This is a genomic window from Agromyces humi (assembly GCF_009720255.1).
In the GTDB taxonomy this organism is placed as follows: Bacteria; Actinomycetota; Actinomycetes; order Actinomycetales; family Microbacteriaceae; genus Agromyces; species Agromyces humi.
In genome coordinates this window covers 1-13,877 of the sequence record NZ_WJSP02000067.1, presented here as the reverse complement: position 1 = coordinate 13,877, position 13,877 = coordinate 1, and the positions used below count along the sequence as shown (strand labels likewise).

The following is a 13,877-nucleotide window of genomic DNA, read 5'->3' as shown; positions in this document are numbered from 1 at the left end:
CGATGCCGCTGCGGATCCGCTGGCCGCCGTCGCTCTGGGACGACCACAAGAAGGCAGTCACCGTCCACCTGCCCACCGACCACCGCGGTGCCGCCGACAGGATGGCACGGCCAAGTGGAACCTGGTCGTGGTGCACCGCCGCGAAGCGCCGCACGACCTCGGGTGCCGACTCGTCGAACGGCGCGCGCAGTCCCTGCACGCGCAGGCGCAGTTCCCGCAGGCCGGCCAGGTCCACCGCTACTGCACGTCCCGCCGCCAAGTGGTGGCACCGCCGATGACCGTCGCCAGCACGCCGATCGCGAGCAGCACGAGCCCGCCCTGCCACCAGTCGAGCGTCTGCGTTCCACCCGCGGACGCGATGCTGTAGAACGAGGCGCCGACGAGCGCGTCGCTCGCCGCCCCCGGGAGGAACTGGCCGATCGACGCCGTGACGTCGTTCAGCGACGCGGCCAGGCGCAGGATCGGCTCGACGAACTGGGTGAACGCGATCACGATGACGATCGCCGCGACCTGGTTCGGCACGAGCGAGCCGAGTCCGACGCCGATGGTCGCCCAGAGCGCCATGGCGAGGATGCCCCGGCCGACCAGTGCCCACGTGTCGCTGTCGCCCAGGCCGCTGTCCAGGCCGAACAGTGCCAGCGCTCCGGCGCCCGAGGCGACGGACGTGGCGAACGCGATCACCCCGAAACCGGCGCCCATGACGAGCTCCGACGCGAACTTCGCGCCCAGCACGGTCGAGCGATGCGGCTGCGCGAGGAACGTGGGCGTCAGCGTCTTGTGCCGGAACTCCCCGGTGACGGCGAGTGCGCCGAGCAGCACGGGGAACACGTAGCCCACCGACGAGGCGAAGCTGTAGAGCAGCGGAGCGAGCTGTGCCCCGGGCGGCAGCTGCGTGCTGCCGCCGGCCCGCGACGCGGCATCCGGATTCTCGATCGCCCAGCCGAAGAACGCGCCGAGCCCGCCCGCGAGGAACGCGACGTAGGCGACGAGCAGGATGGCGAGCAGCCACCACATGCGCGTCGTGAAGACCTTCTGGAACTCCGAGCCGATCGCGCGCATCAGTGCACCTCCTCGCCGACGAGCGTGAGGAACGACTCCTCGAGTCCTGATTTCAGTCGATGCAGGGCGCTGAGCTCGACGCCGCCGACGAAGGCCGCGTGCCCCACGAGGCCGGGATCGGGCTCGTCGACGATGAAGCCGCTGCGTCCCTCCGTGAACGCCAGCCCGGCCTGCTCGAGTGCCGCCGCGAGGCTCGGCCGATCGGGGGAGTCGACGATCGTGCGCGGTGCGGCGTCGAGCTCGAGGCTCGACAGCGTCCCCGTCTTCACGAGCCGGCCACGCGAGATGATCACCACGTCGTCGACGCTCTGCTGCACCTCGCTGAGGAGGTGCGAGCTCACGAGCACCGTGCGCCCCTCGCGTGCGAGCCCCTGCAGGAACCCGCGGATCCACTTGATGCCCTCGGGATCGAGCCCGTTGATGGGCTCGTCGAGCACGAGGACGCCGGGGTCGCCGAGCAGCGTGTAGGCGAGCGACAGTCGCTGCCGCATGCCGAGCGAGTAGCCGCCGACGCGCCGGTCGGCGAACTCGTCGAGGCCGACCTGCTCGAGTACCACCGGCACGCGGTCGCCCGGGATGCCCGCCGCGGTGGCGTAGACGCGCAGGTGGTTGCGCGCCGTGCGGCCGGGGTGGAAGTTCGCGTCGAGCGCGGCGCCCACCGTCGTGAGCGGGCGCGGAAGGTCGCGGTATGCGGTGCCGCCGAAGGTGGCGGTGCCGGCCGTGGCGCGCACCAGCCCGAGGAGCACCCGCAGCGTCGTCGTCTTGCCCGCGCCGTTCGGGCCGAGGAACCCCGTGACCCGGCCGGGTTCCACCGTGAAGCTGAGGTCATCGACCGCGGTCACGTGGCCGAACTGCTTGCTGAGCCCCGAGATCTCGATGGGGATGCCGCTCTCCATGCGCTCTCCTCACATGCGGGGGCGTCACGAGCCGCGATGGGCCGAACCCCCGCACGGCCCCGGGCGGTCGGAACCGCCACAGGGCCACCCTAGCGACGGACGGGTGCGCGGGGCATCCGTCGGGCGGGGATTCGCGGAGTGGGCGCTAGTTGAGCGGGCGGATGCCGCTGGGAAGCACGCCCCCGTCGTACAGGTAGCTCGCCAGGTCCTGCAGTTCCGCGAGCACGACACGCTGGCTGTAGGGGCCGTAGGAGAGACGGGCGACGCCGAGCTCCTCGAGACGCGTCGGCGTCGGCACGTCGGGGAGACCGATGAGGCTGACCCGCTGCTCGCCGAGCCCGGCGACGAGCTCGACGACGACATCCTCGCCGAAGTTGCCGGGCACGAAGACGCAGGTGGCGCCGGCCTCGAGGTAGGCGCGCCCGCGCTCGATCGCATCGGCGACGTTCACGTCGCGCTCCCGGTCGCGGCCGCGGAGGAACGCGTCGGTGCGTGCGTTGAGCACGAACGGCACGCCCTCGGCCTCCTCGAGCGCGCGCTCGGCGACCTGCACGCGCACCTCGATGTCCCGCACGACCCCGAGCTCGGCGCCCAGCTCGCTGTACCGTCGGCGGAGTGAGACGACCGGCGCGGCGTCGAACACCGGCGTGAACGCCGCGAGCACGCTGCGGACCCTGCGCACGTGCGTGCGGAGCTGGTGCACGCCGTCGGGCTCGTCGGCCAGGGCGGCGGACTCGAGCTGCGGCATCCGACCACCGATGGCGCGCAGTGCCGTCGTCACGGCCGTGCCGGCGTCGAGGTCTGCGTCGTACCCCATGTCGCAATGCTAACCACGAGGCGCGCGGCCGAGGTGAAGGGCCGCGCCGCGCGCGGGTCAGCTACGGGCTGTGCAGACGACGAGCGGGATCTCCCTGGTGGTTCGTCGCTGGTAGTCCGCGTACCCGGCGTACGCGGCGACGACACGCGGCCAGAGCTCCGCTCGCTCCTCGGGCGTCGCCGTCCTGGCCACCATGGCGGTCCTGGCACCGCGCCGCGTCACCTCCACCTCGGGATGCGCCACGACGTTGGCGTACCAGCCGGGATGCCGGTCGTCGCCACCTCGTGAAGCCACGAGCACGAGGCGACCGGGCTCGGCGATCGGCGCCGAGAGGACCACCGTTCGGGGCAGCCCGCTGCGTCGACCGATCGTGTGCAGCTCCACGATCGGCATGCCGGCGATCCGGGCGGCCACTCGCCACCCGAAGGCCGCCAGCACGCCGCGGTGGAGTGCCGACAGCAGGCGGAAGCCGAGATCAGCGGCACGGCCTCGACGGGCCATCAGCCGACCGGCCTACCGCTGCCGCTTCTCGCGGACGCGCATGTTGATCACGATGGGCGAGCCCTCGAAGCCGTAGATCTCCCGCAGGCGACGCTGGATGAACCGGCGATAGCCCGGGTCGAGGAATCCGGTCGTGAACAGCACGAATGTCGGCGGACGGCTCGCGGCCTGCGTGCCGAACAGGATGCGGGGCTGCTTGCCGCCGCGCACCGGGTGGGGGTGCTCCTGCGTGAGCTCGGTGAGGAACGCGTTGAACTTGCCGGTGGCGATGCGCGTGTCCCACGACTCGAGCGCGACCTCGAGAGCGGGCACGAGCTTCTCGAGGTGCCGGCCGGTCTTCGCGGAGATGTTGACGCGCGGTGCCCAGGCGACGTGGTGCAGGTCCTGCTCGATCTCGCGCTCGAGGTAGCGGCGCCGGTCGTCGTCGAGGAGGTCCCACTTGTTGTAGGCGAGCACGAGCGCACGACCCGACTCGAGCACCAGGTCGATGATCCGCACGTCCTGCTCCGAGATCGGCTGCGAGACGTCGAGCAGCACGACGGCGACCTCGGCCTTCTCGAGCGCCGCCTGCGTGCGCAGCGACGCGTAGAAGTCGGCGCCCTGCTGCAGGTGCACGCGGCGGCGGATGCCGGCGGTGTCCACGAAGCGCCAGATCTTGCCGCCGAGCTCGATCTGCTCGTCGACCGGATCGCGGGTGGTGCCGGCGAGCTCGTTCACGACGACCCGCTCCTCGCCGGCCGCCTTGTTCAGCAGGCTCGACTTGCCGACGTTCGGACGACCGAGGATCGCAACGCGGCGCGGGCCGCCGAACTCGTCCTTGGCGACCGCGGACACCTGCGGGAGGACCTTGAAGACCTCTTCCAGCATGTCGGCCACGCCGCGGCCGTGCAGTGCGGACACCGGGTGCGGCTCGCCCAGGCCGAGGTTCCACAGCGCGGCGGCCTCGGGCTCCTGGCGGGCGTCGTCGACCTTGTTCGCCACGAGGAACACGGGCTTCTTCGTCTTGCGGAGCAGCCGTACGACGTGCTCGTCGGTCGAGGTGGCGCCCACCGTCGCGTCGACGATGAACAGCACGACGTCGGAGAGGTCGATCGCGACCTCGGCCTGGGCCGCGACGGAGGCGTCGATGCCCTTGGCGTCGGGCTCCCAGCCGCCCGTGTCGACGAGGGTGAAGCGGCGGTCGAGGTACTCGCCCTTGTAGGACACGCGGTCGCGCGTCACGCCGGGGGTGTCCTCCACCACGGCCTCGCGTCGACCGAGGATGCGGTTGACGAGCGCGGACTTGCCGACGTTCGGGCGTCCGACGATCGCGATGACCGGCAGGGCGGGAAGGTAGCGGATGCCCTCTTCGCCCTCCTCGGAGATCTCGAGCACCTCGAGGTCGTCCTCGTCGAGCTCGTAGTCGGAGAGGCCCGACCGGAGGGCCGCCGCACGCTGCTCGGCGAGGTCGTCGTCGACGTCGGCGAGCCGCTCGGCGAGGTCGTCGGCGGCGACGGGCTCGTCGTCGTACTCGTCTCGCTGGTCGGTCATGGTCTCTCCTCTGGGTCTGCTGCGCTCAGTGCGGCACGTCGCGGTGCTCCTGCACCGCCTCGGGCCGTGCAGCCCGGATGACGCCGATGACCGCATCGACGGTCTGCTCGAAGTCGAGCGCCGTGGAATCCACGGTCGTGACGCCCTCGGCGGCGGTCATGAAGTCCACGACCTTGGAGTCCGCCTCGTCGCGCCGGTGGAGCTGTTCGCCCGCGGCGAGCGCCTGATCGCCGACGAGCTCCGCGGAGCGCCTCGCTATTCTAACGTCTTCCGCCGCGGTGAGCAGGATCCGCACCGGGGCATCCGGCGCGACGACCGTCGTGATGTCGCGCCCCTCGACGACGATGCCCGGCCGGGGCTCGGCGACCATGATGGCCCGGAACAGCTCGATGAGGTGCGCGCGCACCTCGGGCACCCGCGCGACGCGGCTCACGACCGCCGAGATCGCGGGGTCGCGGATGGCATTCGTCACGTCGACGTCGCCCACGTGCACGGCGTAGCCCGCGGGGTCGGTGCCGATGCGGTAGGCGAAGCTCGGCAGGCACGAGACGACGGATGCCGCGTCTCCGGTGTCGACCCCGGATGCCTCGGCGTGCCACGCCAGCGCCCGATACGCGGCGCCGGTGTCGAGGAAGCCGAAGCCGAGCCGGCTCGCGACCTCCTTGGAGACGCTGGACTTGCCGCTGCCGGCAGGCCCGTCGACGGCGACGACGACGGGGACGATGGGAGGGTGTGGCACGGTCATCCTGCGATCCGCCAGCCGCGCGCGGCCAGCTCGGTGGTGAGTCGATCTGCGGCTTCGGGGAGCACCGCGATCTCGGCGAGTCCGACCTGGCGGCCCGGCGAGTGCTCGAGCCGCAAGTCTTCGAGGTTCACGCCGATCTCGCCGACCTCGGCGAGGAGGCGCGCGAGTTCGCCCGGCCGGTCGTCGACCATGACGATGACCGTGGTGAAGCGCTTGTCGGTGCCGTGCTTGCCGGGGAGGCGCTCGACGCCGGTGTTGCCCCCGGTGAGTTCCTCGGCCACACGCCGCCGGGCGCCGGGCGCAGTCGGATCGGCGAGGGCGTCGATGAACCGGTCGAGGTCGTCGCGGTAGGCGACGAGCACGTCGCGGACGGGTGCCGCGTTGGCGCCGAGGATCTGCACCCAGAGGTCGGGGTCGCTCGCGGCGATGCGGGTGACGTCGCGGACGCCCTGCCCGGCAAGACCCAGCGCGGCGTTCGGCGCGTCGATGAAGCGCCGCGCCATGATGCTCGCGATCACCTGCGGCACGTGGGAGATGAGCGCGACGCCGCGGTCGTGCTGCTCGGGCGTCATCTCGACCAGGGTCGCGCCGAGGTCGAGGATCAGGTCGTCGATCGCGCTCGCCCGCCGGTAGGTGATCTCATCGTGCGCGGCGACGACCCACGGTCGACCGGCGAAGAGGTCGGCCCGCGCGGCGAGCGGCCCGCCGCGCTCTCGACCGGCGAGCGGGTGCGAGCCGATGTAGCGCGAGACGTCGGCGCCACGGGCGACGAGGTCGTCGAGGATGCCGCCCTTGACGCTGGCGACATCGGTCACGATCGCGTCGGGGAACGCGCCGAGCTCGGCGGCGACGACGGCGGCCGTGACGTCGGGCGGCACGGCCACGACGACGAGCTGGGGAGCGTCATCGGGGCCGGCGGGACGGCCGGCGCCGAGGTCGACCGCGATGGCCACGTGTGTCGGGGAGGCGTCAGCGAGGATCACGTCGAGGCCGCGGCTGCGGAGCCCGAGGCCCACGCTCGTGCCGAGCAACCCGGCTCCCACGACCCGCACCGGGCCGATGAGGCGTGATTCGGTCACGAGTCCCCTTCGTTCGATGCGGTGCCGGCATCCCGGGCGGCATCCGCGGCGCGGGAGATCGTGAGCAATTGGCCGAGTTCCACCTTAGTCAACTCGCGCATCGCGCCCGAGCGGAGGGTGCCGAGGTTGAGCGGCCCGAAGCTGCGCCGCACCAGCTCGACCACCGGATGCCCCACCGCGTCGAGCATGCGCCGGACGATGCGGTTGCGGCCCGAGTGCAGGGTGAGCTCGACCATCGAGTGGCGGTCGTCGCCCTGCTGCTGGATGATCTTGGCGCGGTCGGCCTTGATCAGGCCGTCCTCGAGCTCGACGCCGTGCTTGAGCTGCTGCACCACCTGCGGCGTCACACGACCGCGCACCTTCGCGATGTAGGTCTTCTCGACGCCGAACGACGGGTGCGCGAGCACGTGCGCGAGATCCCCGTCGTTCGTCAGCAGGAGCAGGCCACTGGTCTCCGCGTCGAGGCGTCCGACGTTGAACACGCGCTCCTCGAGCCCCTCGGTGAACCGGGTGAGGTCGGGGCGCCCCTGCTCGTCGCGCATCGAGGAGACCACGCCGCGCGGCTTGTTGAGCATGTAGTAACGCTTCGCCGGGTCGAGCTGCACCGCGACGCCATCCACTGCGACGAGGTCGGTCGCAGGGTCGATGCGGCGACCGAGCTCGGTCACGACGCGCCCGTTCACCTCGACGCGGCCCTCGACGATGAGCTGCTCCGACACCCGGCGGCTCGCCACGCCGGCGGCGGCCAGCACCTTCTGGAGGCGCACTCCCTCGGCGAGGCCGGCGCCCTGGTCGTCCTGGTCAGTCACGATCGAATCCCTCCTGGCCGTCGTCGAGCAACGGCGAGATGTGCGGCAGCTCGTCGAGCGAATTGATGCCGAGGTTGGTCAGGAGCGCATCGGTCGTCCCGTAGAGGATGGCGCCCGTCTCGGCACCCGTCGCCACCTCGGTGATGAGGCCGCGGCCGAGGAGCGTGCGCACGACGGAGTCCACGTTGACCGCGCGGATCGAGGCGATCGACGAGCGTGAGATCGGCTGCTTGTACGCGATCACCGACAGCGTCTCGAGGGCCGCCTGCGACAGCCGCGTCGACGACTGGGTGATGACGAAGTCCGCCACGAGCGCGTCGTACTCGGCACGCACGTAGAACCGCCATCCGCCGCCGACCTCGCGGAGCTCGAAGCCGCGACGGATGCCGCGCCCGGCCGATCGCTCGTCGGCGACGTCGGTGCGGGGCTCCCCCGACGGCGCGCCGCCGTCGTAGTCGGCCAGCAGGCGTGCGATCGACGCGCGCACCTCGGCCACGGGCCGCGCGACCGCGGCGGCCAGCGTCACGATCGAGAGAGGCTCGTCCGCGATGAAGAGGATGGCCTCCAGCGCCCGGTCGAGGTCGAGGTGCGGCTGCCCGGGCACGTCGAGCGGCGTGACGATCGAGAGCTCGGGTCCCTGCTGGTCGTCGGCGTGCGTCTCTGCGTCGGGCGCGTCATCCGCGTCGGTCGCGGCATCCGGTTCGCTCGCGGCATCCGTCACGGTCGCGGCATCCGGGTCATTCGTCATAGTCGGCTCCAAGGCTGTCGAGATTCTCGTCGTCCCACGACTCGGCCGCCCACCGCAGCGTGAGCTCGCCGAGCGGCTCCACCTGGTCGAAGCCGATCGCGGCGTGCCGGTACAGCTCGAGCACGGCGAGGAACCGGGCCACCACCACGCCCGGCTGGGCGATGCCGGCGATGAGCTCCCGGAAGGTCACCGGCTCGCCGCGACGCAGCACCGCGACGACGTGCGCGGCCTGCTCGCGGATCGACACCAGTGGGGCGTGCAGGTGATCGAGGCCGACCGCGGGGATCGCACGCGGCGTCAGCGCCAGTGTCGCGATCGCCGCGAAGTCCTCGGCGCTGAGCGTCCAGCGCAGCTCGGGCTCGCGCTGCCGGAAGCGGTCCTCGAGCCGGACCACTCGCGCGTGACGCCGGGATTCCGCCTCGAGGTGCGAGGCGAACCAGCGCGACGCCTCCTTGAAGGCGCGGTACTGCAGCAGGCGGGCGAAGAGCAGGTCGCGCGCCTCGAGCAGCGCCACGTCCTCGGCGTCGACGAGCTCGCCCTGGGGCAGCAGGCCCGCGACCTTCAGGTCGAGCAGCGTCGCCGCGACGACGAGGAACTCCGACGCCCGGTCGAGCTCCTCCTCGGAGTCGACGCCGCGCAGGTAGGAGATGAACTCGTCGGTCACCGCCGAGAGCGACACCTCGGTGATGTCGAGCTCGTGCTTCGCGATCAGCGACAGCAGCAGGTCGAAGGGACCCTCGAAGTTCGTGAGCGCCACGCGGAATCCCGCGTCGGATGCCTCGGACGGCACGCCGGCGTCAGGACCCGCTGCGCCGTCGGCGCCCGCTCCAGGGACCGGCAGGGCCTCAGGCGACCGCGCCACGGAAGACCAGCTCCCTCGCGAGCTGCCGGTACGACTTCGACGCCTGGTGCTCGGGGGCGAACTCGGTGATCGGCGTCGCCGCGACCGTCGCGTCGGGGAACTTCACCGTGCGGGTGATGACCGTCTCGAGCACCTTCTCGCCGAACGCGTCGACCACGCGCTCGAGCACCTCGCGGGAGTGCAGCGTGCGCGCGTCGTACATGGTGGCGAGGATGCCGTCGAGCTCGATCGCGGGATTCAGGCGATCGCGCACCTTGTCGATCGTCTCGATGAGCAGCGCGACGCCGCGCAGCGCGAAGTACTCGCACTCGAGCGGGATCACCACGCCATGGCTGGCGGTCAGCGCGTTCACGGTCAACAGCCCCAGCGAGGGCTGGCAGTCGATGAGGATGACGTCGTAGTCGGATGCCACGCGCCGCAGCACGCTCGCGAGGATCTGCTCGCGGGCGACCTCGGTGACGAGGTGCACCTCGGCGGCCGACAGGTCGATGTTGGCGGGGATCACGTCGAGGTTCTCGAGCATGGTGTGCTGGATGGCGTCGGCCGGCTGGACGCTTCGCGAGAGCAGCAGGTCGTAGATCGTGGGCACGTCGTGCGTCTGCACGCCGAGACCCGCCGAGAGTGCGCCCTGCGGGTCGAAGTCGACCGCGAGCACCCGGCGTCCGTACTCGGCGAGCGTCGCGCCGAGGTTGATGGTGGTCGTCGTCTTGCCGACGCCGCCCTTCTGGTTGCAGAGCGCGATGATGCGGGCGGGCCCGTGGGAGCGCAGCGGCTTGGGCTCGGGGAAGTCGCGCAGGGGACGACCGGTGGGACCGACCTCGGGCTCCAGCGAAGCGATGCCGTCCGCCGGGTCCTGCGTCTGGTGGGTCACGTGTGGTCTCTCTCCTCGGTCCTTCTGGCCTGCGTCCGTGCGGGCGTCTGGTCGATTCTAGCGAGCACGGGGGTGGGCGGACGTGTACATCTCCCGGAGTGTATCGGCTGTGACCAGCGTGTAGATCTGCGTCGTCGCGACCGACGAGTGGCCGAGGAGCTCCTGCACCACCCGCACGTCGGCGCCGCCCTCGAGCAGGTGCGTCGCGAACGAGTGCCGCAGCGTGTGCGGTGAGACGGATGCCGCGATGCCGGCTCGTTCCGCTGCCCGGTGGATCACGTCCCACGCCGCCTGTCGCGACATCCGACGACCGCGAAGGCCGAGGAGCAGCGCAGGGGTCGCGGTGCCTCGGGCGGACAGCGCGGGCCGCGCCCGGACGAGGTACGCGTCCACCGCGCGCCGTGCAAAGGAGCCGAGCGGCACGATGCGCTGCTTGCCGCCCTTGCCGAGCAGCCGCACCACGTCGCCGTCGACGAGGTCGTCGACATTGAGCGAGACGGCCTCCGACACCCGGGCGCCCGTGGCGTAGAGCAGTTCGAGGAGCGCCGTGTCCCGCAGCTCGTGCAGCTCCTCACCACCGACTGCGGCGATGAGCTTCTCGACGTCCTCGACGGGGATGGCCTTCGGCAACCGCATGGGCAGCTTCGGCGGGCGCAGCTCGCGGGACACGTCGTCGGCGATCACGCCCTCATCGGCGAGGAAGCGGTGGAGGCCGCGCACAGCCGAGAGCACCCGCGCGATCGACGAGGTCGCGAGCGGCGGCTGTCGCTCAGCGCCGAGGAAGCGCACGAAGTCGGCGAGGTCCTGTTCGCGCACGGCGCCAGGGCCGTCGAGCGCCCGTGAGGCCAGCCAGTCGGCGTAGATGGCGAGGTCGCGACGGTACGACGCCACGGTGTTCCGGGACGCGCCGCGTTCGACCGTGAGATGACGGAGGTACCCGTCGGTCCACGCGGCATCCGTCATCGCGGTGCCGGCTCGCCCCGCGGCGTCGATCGCGTCGGCCACGCGGCATCCGCCTCACCGAGGGTGCTCCAGTCGCGCGTGCGCGACGCGTGCGCAGCGAGGACCCCGATCGTGAGCGACGGATTGCCGACGCGGCGCGCGAGCACGGCGTCGACGCACTCGTCGAGCGGCACCCACCTCGTCTCCATGTCGGCCTCCTCGTCCTCGCGATCGAAGGCCTCGGACGCGTCGCCCAGCCCGCGGGCGAGGTAGACGCGGATCGCCTCGTCGCTGCCGCCGGGCGAGGTGAAGAAGTCGGCGAGCACGGCCCAGTCGGATGCCACGAGGTCACCCTCCTCGGCGAGCTCGCGCTGCGCGGCGACGAGCGGGTCCTCCCCGGTGACGTCGAGGAGCCCCGCGGGGATCTCCCACTCCCGGGTGCGCACGGGGTGCCGGTACTGCCGGATCAGGAACACGCGGTCGTCGTCATCGAGCGCGAGCACGGCGACGGCACCGGGGTGGTCGACGTACTCGCGCACGATCGGCTTCCCGCCGTACTCGACGGTGTCGCGGCGGAGGTCCCAGACGCGCCCGCCGAACACCTGCTCGCTCTCGCGCACGGGCAGGTCGGCGGGCTCGTCGTGGAGCGGTTCAGCCATTCGCCACGTCGAAGAGCAGGCTCGCCTGCTGGCGCTCGAGGGCTGCGGCGACGAGGCCGCGGAAGAGCGGGTGCGCGTCGTTGGGGCGGCTGCGCAGCTCGGGATGCGCCTGCGTCCCGACGTAGAACGGGTGCACGTCGCGGGGCAGCTCGACGAACTCGACGAGGTGGCGATCGGGTGACATGCCCGAGAACACGAGGCCGGCATCGGCGATGCGGTCGCGGTAGCCGTTGTTGACCTCGTAGCGGTGCCGGTGGCGCTCGCTCACCTCGGTCGAACCGTAGAGCTCGGCCGCGATCGAGCCGTCGGCGAGCTTCGCCGGGTAGAGGCCCAGGCGCATGGTGCCGCCGAGGTCGCCACCGGCGATGATCTCGACCTGCTCCTCCATGGTCGCGATGACCGGGAAGTGGGTGTCGGGATCGAACTCGCTCGACGAGGCGCCGTCGAGCCCCACGACGTTGCGGGAGTACTCGATGACCATGCACTGCAGGCCGAGGCAGAGCCCGAGCACGGGAATACCGTTCTCACGGGCGAAGTGGAGCGCGCCGAGCTTGCCCTCGATTCCGCGCACGCCGAACCCGCCGGGCACGCAGATGCCGTCGAGCCCGGCGAGGTGCTTCTGCGCGCCCTCGGGGGTACGGCACTCGTCGGACGGGATCCACTCGATGTTGACCTTGGTGTCGTTCGCGAACCCGCCCGCACGGAGCGCCTCGGTGACCGAGAGGTACGCGTCGGGAAGGTCGATGTACTTGCCGACCAGGCCGATGGTGACCTCGTGCTTCGGATCGTGCACCACGTCGAGCAGCTCGCGCCAGCCGGACCAGTCGACGTCAGCCGCCTTGCCGTCGAGGCCGAGCGAATCGATGATGTAGGCGTCGAGTCCCTGGTCGTGCAGCATCGTCGGGATGTCATAGATCGACGGCACGTCCACCGCGTTCACCACGGCGGCCTCGTCGACGTCGCACATGAGGGCGATCTTGCGCTTGTTCGACTCGGTGACGGGGCGGTCGCTGCGCAGCACGAGCGCGTCGGGCTGGATGCCGATCGAGCGCAGGGCCGCGACGGAGTGCTGCGTCGGCTTCGTCTTCTGCTCCCCTGACGCGCCCATGAACGGCACGAGCGAGACATGCACGAAGAACACGTTCTTGCGGCCCAGCTCGTGCCGCACCTGACGCGCCGACTCGATGAACGGCTGCGACTCGATGTCGCCGACCGTGCCGCCGATCTCTGTGATGATCACGTCGGGCTTCGGCGTCTCGGAGGCCTGCAGGCGCATGCGGCGCTTGATCTCGTCGGTGATGTGCGGGATGACCTGCACGGTGTCGCCGAGGTACTCGCCCCGACGCTCCTTCGCGATCACCGTCGAATAGATCTGGCCGGTGGTGACGTTCGCCGCCTGGCTGAGATTGATATCGAGGAACCGCTCGTAGTGCCCGATGTCCAGGTCGGTCTCGGCGCCGTCGTCGGTCACGAAGACCTCACCGTGCTGGAACGGGTTCATGGTGCCCGGATCCACGTTCAGATATGGATCGAGCTTCTGCATGACGACTCTGAGGCCCCTGGCTGTCAGGAGATTGCCGAGACTCGCCGCCGTGAGTCCCTTGCCCAACGAAGAAACGACACCACCGGTCACGAAGATGTGCTTGGTCGTGTCGTTCGAAATGTCTGTGCTCGAAAGAGCTCTGCCGCGTTCATCCACCACGGGCTTATAGCCTAACCCACGTTCCTGACCGTTCGGCTCGACATGCCGCACGAGCTCCCCCATTCCCTCGGCACCGGTCGGATGCCGCAGCTCGGACGGCCTCGGCCGCCACCGTCACGCCGCGCGGTCCGCCGCGATCTCCAACAGCTCACGTGCGTGCGCCAGACCGCTCGCGGAGTCGCTGAGCCCCGACAGCAGCCGAGCCATCTCGGCCTCGCGTTCCGGCCCCTCGAGCTGACGCACGCTCGATGAGGTGACCTGCCCGTCGGTGCCCTTCACGACGCTCAGGTGATTCGTCGCGAACGCGGCGACTTGGGCGAGGTGGGTCACGACGATGACCTGCGACTGCTCCGCGAGCCGGGCGAGTCGCCGCCCGATCTCGATGGCGGCGGCACCGCCGACGCCGGCGTCGACCTCGTCGAACACGAACGTGGGCACGGGGTCGCTGCCCGCTATCACGACCTCGATGGCGAGCATCACCCGGGACAGCTCGCCGCCGGATGCCCCGCGGCCGACGGGCCGCGGCTCGGTGCCCGCATGCGGTTGGAGCAGGATCGAGACCTGGTCGCGGCCGTGCGCGCCGGGCTCGTGGTCGGGGTCGACGATCACGGAGAGGCGCGCGTCGGGCATCGCCAATGCCGCGAGCTCGGCCGTGAC

General features: G+C 71.2%; 15 protein-coding genes and 1 pseudogene. All 16 read right to left on the bottom strand.

The features are described 5' to 3' along the window. Positions 1–235 (bottom strand): hypothetical protein (locus GH736_RS24485; protein ID WP_203230687.1); only part of this gene is annotated, 235 nt, incomplete at its 3' end. 2 nt (positions 236–237) lie between these two features. Beyond that, entirely contained in the window at positions 238–1,059 is an 822-nt protein-coding gene (locus GH736_RS08400) for an ABC transporter permease (protein WP_159602062.1), read from the bottom strand. Next, positions 1,059–1,955: an ATP-binding cassette domain-containing protein gene (locus GH736_RS08395; RefSeq protein ID WP_159602060.1), complete on the bottom strand. Its 897-nt coding sequence runs from the start codon at positions 1,953–1,955 to the stop codon at positions 1,059–1,061. Before GH736_RS08395 ends, GH736_RS08400 begins: the two co-directional genes overlap by 1 nt. A gap of 145 nt (positions 1,956–2,100) precedes the next feature. Beyond that, positions 2,101–2,772: an isocitrate lyase/phosphoenolpyruvate mutase family protein gene (locus GH736_RS08390; protein WP_159602058.1), complete on the bottom strand. Its 672-nt coding sequence runs from the start codon at positions 2,770–2,772 to the stop codon at positions 2,101–2,103. A gap of 57 nt (positions 2,773–2,829) precedes the next feature. Beyond that, entirely contained in the window at positions 2,830–3,273 is a 444-nt protein-coding gene (locus tag GH736_RS08385) for a nitroreductase/quinone reductase family protein (RefSeq protein WP_159602056.1), read from the bottom strand. Between the two features lie 12 nt (positions 3,274–3,285). Beyond that, on the bottom strand, positions 3,286–4,803 hold the full coding sequence (der, locus tag GH736_RS08380; RefSeq protein ID WP_159602054.1) for a ribosome biogenesis GTPase Der: 1,518 nt from the start codon (positions 4,801–4,803) through the stop codon (positions 3,286–3,288). Between the two features lie 25 nt (positions 4,804–4,828). Further along, the gene (gene cmk / locus GH736_RS08375; protein ID WP_159602052.1) at positions 4,829–5,548 is read right to left on the bottom strand and encodes a (d)CMP kinase; all 720 of its coding nucleotides are present in this window, start codon (positions 5,546–5,548) and stop codon (positions 4,829–4,831) included. After that, on the bottom strand, positions 5,545–6,627 hold the full coding sequence (locus GH736_RS08370; protein ID WP_159602050.1) for a prephenate dehydrogenase: 1,083 nt from the start codon (positions 6,625–6,627) through the stop codon (positions 5,545–5,547). The genes cmk and GH736_RS08370 overlap by 4 nt, the downstream gene beginning before the upstream one ends. Beyond that, on the bottom strand, positions 6,624–7,436 hold the full coding sequence (locus GH736_RS08365; protein ID WP_159602048.1) for a pseudouridine synthase: 813 nt from the start codon (positions 7,434–7,436) through the stop codon (positions 6,624–6,626). The genes GH736_RS08370 and GH736_RS08365 overlap by 4 nt, the downstream gene beginning before the upstream one ends. Beyond that, the gene (gene scpB, locus GH736_RS08360) at positions 7,429–8,184 is read right to left on the bottom strand and encodes an SMC-Scp complex subunit ScpB (RefSeq protein ID WP_159602046.1); all 756 of its coding nucleotides are present in this window, start codon (positions 8,182–8,184) and stop codon (positions 7,429–7,431) included. Before scpB ends, GH736_RS08365 begins: the two co-directional genes overlap by 8 nt. Further along, positions 8,174–9,046 carry a segregation and condensation protein A gene (locus GH736_RS08355; RefSeq protein WP_407922332.1) on the bottom strand — a complete coding sequence of 291 codons (873 nt, stop codon included), beginning with the start codon at positions 9,044–9,046 and terminating at the stop codon, positions 8,174–8,176. Before GH736_RS08355 ends, scpB begins: the two co-directional genes overlap by 11 nt. Beyond that, entirely contained in the window at positions 9,030–9,917 is an 888-nt protein-coding gene (locus tag GH736_RS08350) for a ParA family protein (protein WP_159602044.1), read from the bottom strand. The genes GH736_RS08355 and GH736_RS08350 overlap by 17 nt, the downstream gene beginning before the upstream one ends. A 57-nt stretch (positions 9,918–9,974) precedes the next feature. Continuing rightward, positions 9,975–10,880 (bottom strand): site-specific tyrosine recombinase XerD, encoded by a 906-nt coding sequence (xerD, locus tag GH736_RS08345; protein ID WP_159602064.1) that lies wholly within the window; start codon positions 10,878–10,880, stop codon positions 9,975–9,977. Further along, positions 10,877–11,518, bottom strand: a complete 642-nt coding sequence (locus GH736_RS08340) for an NUDIX domain-containing protein (RefSeq protein ID WP_159602042.1) — start codon at positions 11,516–11,518, stop codon at positions 10,877–10,879. The genes xerD and GH736_RS08340 overlap by 4 nt, the downstream gene beginning before the upstream one ends. Next, on the bottom strand, positions 11,511–13,283 hold the full coding sequence (locus GH736_RS08335) for a CTP synthase (RefSeq protein WP_159602040.1): 1,773 nt from the start codon (positions 13,281–13,283) through the stop codon (positions 11,511–11,513). The genes GH736_RS08340 and GH736_RS08335 overlap by 8 nt, the downstream gene beginning before the upstream one ends. A gap of 51 nt (positions 13,284–13,334) precedes the next feature. After that, positions 13,335–13,877: pseudogene (locus GH736_RS08330) on the bottom strand (DNA repair protein RecN); the annotation flags it as partial.

Excerpts from the sequence above, each read along its gene's own strand:
- GH736_RS08400 (WP_159602062.1), bottom strand. The coding sequence starts at position 1,059 with ATGCGCGCGATCGGCTCGGAGTTCCAGAAGGTCTTCACGACGCGCATG.
- GH736_RS08395 (WP_159602060.1), bottom strand. The coding sequence starts at position 1,955 with ATGGAGAGCGGCATCCCCATCGAGATCTCGGGGCTCAGCAAGCAGTTC.
- GH736_RS08390 (WP_159602058.1), bottom strand. The coding sequence starts at position 2,772 with ATGGGGTACGACGCAGACCTCGACGCCGGCACGGCCGTGACGACGGCA.
- GH736_RS08385 (WP_159602056.1), bottom strand. The coding sequence starts at position 3,273 with ATGGCCCGTCGAGGCCGTGCCGCTGATCTCGGCTTCCGCCTGCTGTCG.
- der (WP_159602054.1), bottom strand. The coding sequence starts at position 4,803 with ATGACCGACCAGCGAGACGAGTACGACGACGAGCCCGTCGCCGCCGAC.
- cmk (WP_159602052.1), bottom strand. The coding sequence starts at position 5,548 with ATGACCGTGCCACACCCTCCCATCGTCCCCGTCGTCGTCGCCGTCGAC.
- scpB (WP_159602046.1), bottom strand. The coding sequence starts at position 8,184 with ATGACGAATGACCCGGATGCCGCGACCGTGACGGATGCCGCGAGCGAA.
- xerD (WP_159602064.1), bottom strand. The coding sequence starts at position 10,880 with ATGACGGATGCCGCGTGGACCGACGGGTACCTCCGTCATCTCACGGTC.
- GH736_RS08340 (WP_159602042.1), bottom strand. The coding sequence starts at position 11,518 with ATGGCTGAACCGCTCCACGACGAGCCCGCCGACCTGCCCGTGCGCGAG.
- GH736_RS08335 (WP_159602040.1), bottom strand. The coding sequence starts at position 13,283 with ATGGGGGAGCTCGTGCGGCATGTCGAGCCGAACGGTCAGGAACGTGGG.